The organism is Pseudomonas sp. UBA6310 (assembly GCF_002438225.1).
GTDB classification, from domain to species: domain Bacteria; phylum Pseudomonadota; class Gammaproteobacteria; order Pseudomonadales; family Pseudomonadaceae; genus Pseudomonas_O; species Pseudomonas_O kuykendallii.
In genome coordinates, this window is sequence record NZ_DJTK01000001.1 from 26,238 (window position 1) to 33,350 (window position 7,113).

Here is a 7,113-nt window from a genome sequence, read left to right on the forward strand (position 1 = left end):
CGTCACGAACATAAAAAAGGGAGCCCGAAGGCTCCCTTTTTTTGCCGGCGAATCCTCAATGCAGGATCTGCCCGAGGAACAGCCGGGTACGTTCGTTCTGCGGATTGTCGAAGAAGGTGTTCGGCTCGGCCTGCTCGACGATCTCGCCCTTGTCCATGAAGATCACCCGGTTCGCCACGGTGCGGGCGAAGCCCATTTCGTGGGTCACGCAGAGCATGGTCATGCCGTCTTCGGCCAGACCGATCATGGTGTCGAGCACTTCCTTGACCATCTCCGGATCGAGCGCCGAGGTCGGCTCGTCGAACAGCATGATCTTCGGCTTCATGCACAGCGCCCGGGCGATCGCCACGCGCTGTTGCTGGCCACCGGAGAGCTGGCCGGGGAACTTGTTGGCCTGCTCGGGAATGCGCACGCGTTGCAGGTAGTGCATCGCGATTTCCTCGGCTTCCTTCTTCGGCATCTTGCGCACCCACATCGGTGCCAGGGTGCAGTTCTGCAGCACGGTGAGGTGCGGGAACAGGTTGAAGTGCTGGAACACCATGCCGACTTCGCTGCGGATCGTCTCGATCTGCTTGAGGTCGTTGGTCAGCTCGATGCCGTCGACGATGATGCTGCCCTGCTGGTGTTCTTCCAGCCGGTTGATGCAGCGGATGGTGGTCGACTTGCCGGAACCGGAAGGCCCGCAGAGGACGATGCGCTCGCCCTGCTGCACATTGAGGTTGATGTCCTTCAGCACATGGAACTGGCCGTACCACTTGTTCACGCCTTGCAGTTGGATGATCGGCTCGGCATTGGTTTGCAGGTTGGGTTGGTTCATCAGGGGCTCCTAACGCTTGTGGCCGGTGTTGAGCTTGTTCTCCAGGTGCATGGAGTAGCGCGACATGCCGAAACAGAAAATCCAGTAGACCAGGGCGGCGAACACGTAGCCCTCGGTGGACATCCCCAGCCACGCCGGGTCGGCCGTGGCGCGCTTGATGCTGTTGAGGAAGTCGAACAGGCCGATGATGATCACCAGGCTGGTGTCCTTGAACAGCGCGATGAAGGTGTTGACGATCCCGGGGATCACAAGTTTCAGCGCCTGCGGCAGGATCACCAGGCTCATGGTCCGCCAATAGCCGAGCCCCATGGCGGCCGCGGCCTCGTACTGTCCCTTGGGAATCGCCTGCATGCCGCCGCGTACCACTTCGGCGATGTAGGCGGCCTCGAAGAAGATCACCATCACCATTGCGCGCAGCAGCTTGTCCAGGCTCAGCCCTTCGGGCAGGAACAGCGGCAGCATCACCGAGGACATGAACAGCACGGTGATCAACGGAACGCCGCGCCAGAACTCGATGAAGGTAACGCTGAGCACCTTGATCGCCGGCATGTTGGAGCGCCGCCCCAGCGCCAGCAGGATACCCAGCGGCAAGGCGCCGGCGATGCCGACGGCGGCGATCACCACGGTCAGCATCAGGCCGCCCCACTGCGACGTGGGGACCTGCTCCAGGCCGAGGAAGCCGCCGTGCAGCAGCCAGTAGGCGAGGACCGGGTAGATCACCAGGAAGGCGATGCCGTATTTCGCCTTGGGGGCGAAGCGCTTGAAGAACAGCGGCGCGGCACCGACGATCGCCAGGATCACTGTCAGGTCGACACGCCAGCGCAGTTCGGCCGGGTAGAAGCCATACATGAACTGCCCGAAGCGGTCGCTGATGAAGACCCAGCAGGCGCCTTCGCGGCTGCAATCGGCGCGCGTGGTGCCGACCCAGTCGGCCTTGAAGATCGCCCATTCCAGCAGCGGCGGAACGATCAGCCAGATCAGGTAGATACCGATCAGGGTGAGGATGGTGTTGAACACGCCGGAGAACAGGTTGGCCCGCATCCAGGCGATCGGCCCGAAGGTGAGCGCCGGTGGCGGCATGTCGGGCTTGAAGGTATGTGTGGTCATGGCAGCCCCTTACCGCTCGATCAGCGCGATGCGCTTGTTGTACCAGTTCATCAGCAGCGAAATGCTGATGCTGATGGCCAGGTAGACGCTCATGGTGATGGCCATGGTTTCGATCGCCTGACCGGTCTGGTTGAGCACCGTGCCGGAGAACAGCGAGACCATGTCCGGGTAGCCGATACCGGCCGCCAGCGAGGAGTTCTTCGCCAGGTTGAGGTACTGGCTGGTGAGCGGCGGGATGATCACGCGCATGGCCTGCGGGATGATCACCAGGCGCAGCAGTTGCCCCGGACGAAGGCCCAGCGAGCTGGCCGCCTCGGTCTGCCCGTGGCTGACCGACTGGATGCCGGCGCGCACGGTTTCACCGATGAACGCCGCGGTGTAGATCGACAGGGCGAGGACGATGGACACCAGCTCGGGGATCATCACCCAGCCGCCGCGGAAGTTGAAACCCTGCAGCACCGGCACTTCCCAGTGCAGCGGCGTACCGGCGACCAGCATGGTCAGGCCCGGCAGTACGACGATCAGCGCCAGGCTGGTCAGCGCCACGGGGAACCGCTGGCCGGTCGCATGGCGACGGGCCTTGGCCCAGCGCCACAGGGCGACGATGCCGACCAGCGCCACCAGCACCGACAGGGCGAACGGCCAGAAGGCCTCGGCGGGCACCGGCGACGGCATCTGCAGGCCACGGTTGTTGACGAAGAACAGGTCGCCGAAGTTGAGGCTCTGGCGCGGATTCGGCAGCGGGCCGAGGACGGCGAAGTACCAGAAGAAGATCTGCAGCAGCGGCGGGATGTTGCGGAAGGTCTCGATGTAGACCGTGGCGAGCTTGCGGATCAGCCAGTTGGGCGACAGCCGTGCAACGCCGAGGATGAAGCCGAGCAAGGTGGCGAGGACGATACCGACCACCGACACCAGCAATGTATTGAGCAGGCCGACGAAGAACACCCGGCCATAGGTATCGGCCTCGGTGTAGTCGATCAGGTGCTGGGAAATGCCGAACCCGGCGCTGTTGCCGAGGAACCCGAAACCGGAAGTGATACCGCGGTGTTCCAGGTTGGTCTGCGCGTTATCGAACAGGTACCAGCCGAAGCTGACCACGAGAATAACGGCGAGTATCTGGAAAACCCACGCACGTACCTGAGGATCGGTCCAGACCGATCCACGCTGGCGCGGGGCTTGTGCTGTGTTTTGCATAGGAGCCCTCTTTGAAGTCCAACGCCCACGAGGTGTGGGCGTCAGTCTTCATCTGGTCAGAACGAACCAGCCCGCACGAGGCGGGCTGGGGCGACGGTCAGCGCACCGGCGGTGCGTATTGCAGACCACCTTTGTTCCACAGGGCGTTGAGGCCACGCTCGATCTTCAGCTCGCTGCCGGCACCGACGTTGCGATCGAAGACTTCACCGTAGTTGCCGACTTCCTTGACGATCTTGACGACCCAGTCCTTCGGCAGTTTCAGGTCCTTGCCGAACTCGCCTTCGGTGCCCAGCAGGCGGGCGATGTCGGGGTTCTTGGTGGACTTGGCGGTCTCTTCGACGTTCTTCGAAGTGATGCCCAGTTCCTCGGCGTTGACCATCGCGAAGAGGGTCCAGCGAACGATGTCGAACCATTCCTCGTCACCCTGACGAACGGACGGGCCGAGCGGCTCCTTGGAGATGACTTCCGGCAGAACGACGTAGTCGTCCGGCGCGGCCAGCTTGATGCGCTGTGCGTAGAGCTGCGACTGGTCGGAGGTCAGCACGTCGCAACGGCCGGACTCGACCGACTTGGCGCTCTCGTCGGAGGTGTCGTAGGTGATGGGGGTGTATTTCAGGTTGTTGGCGCGGAAGTAGTCCGACAGGTTCAGCTCGGTGGTGGTACCGGCCTGGATGCAGACGGTAGCGCCGTCGAGTTCCTTGGCACTGGAAACGCCGAGCTTCTTGTTCACCAGGAAGCCCTGGCCGTCGTAGTAGGTCACGCCGGTGAAGTTCAGGCCCATCGCGGCATCGCGCGAGCTGGTCCAGGTGGTGTTGCGCGAGAGTACGTCGACTTCCCCGGACTGCAGCGCGGTGAAGCGCTCCTTGGCGGTCAGCGGGCTGAACTTGACCTTGCTCGCATCACCGAAAACGGCAGCGGCGACCGCGCGGCAGACATCCACGTCGATCCCTTTGTACTGGCCTTTGGCGTCGGCATAGGAGAAGCCCGGCAGACCGTCGCTGATACCGCACTGGACGAAGCCTTTCTTCTGTACCGCATCGAGGGTAGCGCCGGCTTGCGCGAAGCTGCTAACACCGAGTACCGCTGCCGTGGTGAGCACAGCGAGAGTGGATTTCACCATCTTCATCAAAACCTCCAATTGCCTTTGTTGTGTCGGAGTCTCGGTCGCTCACCGCACCCTTGTGGGGCTTACCGCCCTGACGAGCAGGACGGCCGGTTGCGGACCTGGGCCCGGACGATGCGGCGGGCGATCCTGCCGGCGCTCATCCAGGGGTTGCCTGCTGATCAAAGCGGGCGGGAGACGTAACGAGCCAAGCGTAGCGCCTTGCGGCACGCGGCATGACGGGAAACCTGTTCTACGTGGGTTGGCGACGACGTTGCGGTACAGTTGTTACCGTTACAGTCGCTGCGAACTTGATAGCAAAGTGCGTACCAACCCATTGGAAAAGCTCGATAAAATTGGGTCAATACCAAAACTTCCAGCGGTGCGACATCTTCTTTCCGGAATAGCCTGCGCCCGCAACGACCAAGGCACTAAAAACGTGCCATAGCACCAAATTGGAGCATACATGAGCGAAGCATTGATTCTTAACCCCACACATCAGGCCGACGCGTGCGTAATCTGGTTGCATGGACTGGGCGCGGACCGCTACGACTTCGAGCCAGTCGCGCTTGCACTACAGCAGCGCATGGACACCCTGCGCTTCGTGCTGCCACAGGCGCCGACTCAGCCGGTGACCATCAACAACGGCTACGCGATGCCCAGCTGGTACGACATCCTCGCCATCAGCGGCGAATCGCGGGCCATCGATCGCGACCAGATGGAGCGCTCGGCGCAACGCGTGATCGACCTGATCGAGGCACAGCGCGATGACGGCATCGACCCGCGGCGCATCGTCCTCGCCGGCTTCTCCCAGGGCGGTGCCGTGGTGCAGCACACGGCCTTCCTGCGCTGGGCCGGTCCGCTGGGGGGCGTGCTGGCGCTGTCGACCTACGCGCCCACGTTCAGCGACGCACTGGAGTTCAACGAGACGCAGCAGAACCTGCCGGTGCTCTGCCTGCACGGACGCCACGACGATGTGGTGCCGCCTGCCCTGGGTCGCGCCGCCCACGACTTCCTCGCCGCGCGCGGCATTCCGGTGCAGTGGAAGGACTACCCGATGGCCCACGCGGTGGTGCCCGAAGAAATCATGGACATCGCCACCTGGCTGGAGGAACGTCTGAAGTGAGCGTCGCGGGCTTTCACTGAGCAGTCGAAACGGGCGGGGCACAGGCCGGCTCGGCGCTCCCGAACCGGGCGGCTATATTCAGATTCGTTACTGGCACTTTGCCCCTGGAATACTGTCCATTTCCCGACGCTCGCCAAACGACAGGAAGCTTGCAATGCCCGCAGCGCCCGCCCTCGCCAACCACCCCACCGGATGCCTGGCATGAAAACGATGCCGTGGCAGCTCGACCTGCCAAAGCTGCGCCAACTGGAACTGCTGGAGAACGTCAGCGACGAGGTGCTGCAGTCGGTAAGCGGCGACCTCGAACTCTGCGAACTGGATACCGGCGAGATCCTGCTCTCGCCGTTCAACCCCAACGCCCACCTTTATCTGATCCTTGAGGGTCAACTGAAGCTCTACCTCGGCTCGCTGGACAACCAGTCGGTGATCAGCCTGCTTCCCGGCGAATGCGCCGGCGAAATAAGCGTGATCGACCGCCAGCCGCCCTCCGCCTACATCGTCGCCGAGTGCAGGTGCCGCTTGCTGCGCCTGCCGCGCCAGGCGCTGTTCGGGCTGATCTCCCACTCGCCGCAAGCCATGGAGAAACTGCTGGAAACGCTCTGTGGCAGGGTTCGCCGCGGCAACAGCATCATTCTCGACACCGAGCAGAACGCCAACGTCGACACCCTCACCGGGCTGTTCAACCGGCGCTGGCTTGAACACGTCTACGAGCGCGAAAGCACGCGCTGTGCCTTCAACGATCAGGACCTCTGCATGCTCATGCTCGATGTCGATCACTTCAAGGCCTACAACGACAAGTTCGGCCACCTGGCGGGCGACTACGCCCTCTGCCTGGTGTCCCACACCCTGCGCAACCAGTTGCGGCCCAAGGACAGCATGGTGCGTTTCGGCGGCGAGGAGTTCGTCATCCTGCTCCCCGAAATGAGCCGCGACGAAGCCCGCGGGATCGGCGAACGCCTGCGCCAGAGCCTCGAGCAGATCAACACCTTCTATTCCCCCGTCGGCGTGCTGCCCGGCGTCACCGTGTCCATCGGACTCGGCCAGATGGAGCCCGGCGACACCCTGAAAAGCCTCATCTCCCGCGCCGACGCCGCGCTCTACCAGGCCAAGCAGCAGGGCCGCAACCGCCTCTGCGGCTGACCGCGCTCCCGCCGTTCCCCTGTCCCGGAGCCCGCCCTCCGCGGCGCTTCGCCCTGTGGGCTTCTTGCTTTACACTGCCAGGCGTTCATTCCATAACCAAACTGACGAGATCATCGTGCTCAAAGCACTCAAGAAAATGTTCGGCAAAGCCGAAGAGTCCGTCACTGGCGGCGTATCCAGCCCAATCGCCTCCCCTTCCCGCGCCGATCGTGGCCTGCCCTCCTCCCAGAACAAGCCTGCCGCCGAGCGCGAAAGCGCACAGAGCCGCCCGGCCGCCGAGGCCGAGAAGACCTCCGAGCGCAAACCGTCTCGCCCGCGCCGCGAGCGCAGCGCCAAGGCACCGGTGGCGGACAACTGGACCCTCGCCGATTTCCAGGTCGAGCCGGCCGAAGGCAAGACCCGCTTCCACGACTTCAAGCTCGATCCGCGCCTGATGCACGCCATCCACGACCTCGGCTTTCCCTACTGCACGCCGATCCAGGCGCAGGTGCTCGGTTTCACCCTCAAGGGCCAGGACGCCATCGGCCGTGCCCAGACCGGCACCGGCAAGACCGCCGCCTTCCTCATTTCGATCATCACCCAGCTGCTGCAGACCCCGCCGCCCCAGGAACGCTACATGGGCGAGCC

Annotated in this window: 7 protein-coding genes; 3 read left to right on the forward strand and 4 right to left on the reverse strand. The window is 63.4% G+C overall.

The window, feature by feature from the left end:
• Positions 1-55: 55 nt before the first annotated feature.
• The 4 genes from B3E91_RS00115 to B3E91_RS00130 form a co-directional block, all read right to left on the reverse strand.
• The gene (locus B3E91_RS00115; RefSeq protein ID WP_090226996.1) at positions 56-817 is read right to left on the reverse strand and encodes an amino acid ABC transporter ATP-binding protein; all 762 of its coding nucleotides are present in this window, start codon (positions 815-817) and stop codon (positions 56-58) included.
• A gap of 9 nt (positions 818-826) precedes the next feature.
• Entirely contained in the window at positions 827-1,924 is a 1,098-nt protein-coding gene (locus B3E91_RS00120) for an amino acid ABC transporter permease (RefSeq protein WP_287027842.1), read from the reverse strand.
• 9 nt (positions 1,925-1,933) lie between these two features.
• Entirely contained in the window at positions 1,934-3,118 is a 1,185-nt protein-coding gene (locus B3E91_RS00125) for an amino acid ABC transporter permease (RefSeq protein WP_287027843.1), read from the reverse strand.
• A gap of 97 nt (positions 3,119-3,215) precedes the next feature.
• Positions 3,216-4,244 carry an amino acid ABC transporter substrate-binding protein gene (locus tag B3E91_RS00130; RefSeq protein ID WP_273232074.1) on the reverse strand — a complete coding sequence of 343 codons (1,029 nt, stop codon included), beginning with the start codon at positions 4,242-4,244 and terminating at the stop codon, positions 3,216-3,218.
• 442 nt (positions 4,245-4,686) lie between these two features.
• Between B3E91_RS00130 and B3E91_RS00135 the strand changes: the two genes are divergently transcribed.
• From B3E91_RS00135 to B3E91_RS00145, 3 genes are all read left to right on the forward strand, one after another.
• Positions 4,687-5,346, forward strand: a complete 660-nt coding sequence (locus B3E91_RS00135; protein WP_273232072.1) for an alpha/beta hydrolase — start codon at positions 4,687-4,689, stop codon at positions 5,344-5,346.
• A 201-nt stretch (positions 5,347-5,547) separates the two neighbouring features.
• Positions 5,548-6,486 (forward strand): GGDEF domain-containing protein, encoded by a 939-nt coding sequence (locus tag B3E91_RS00140; protein ID WP_287027844.1) that lies wholly within the window; start codon positions 5,548-5,550, stop codon positions 6,484-6,486.
• 109 nt (positions 6,487-6,595) lie between these two features.
• The coding region (locus B3E91_RS00145; RefSeq protein WP_287027846.1) for a DEAD/DEAH box helicase at positions 6,596-7,113 on the forward strand (518 nt) is incomplete at its 3' end.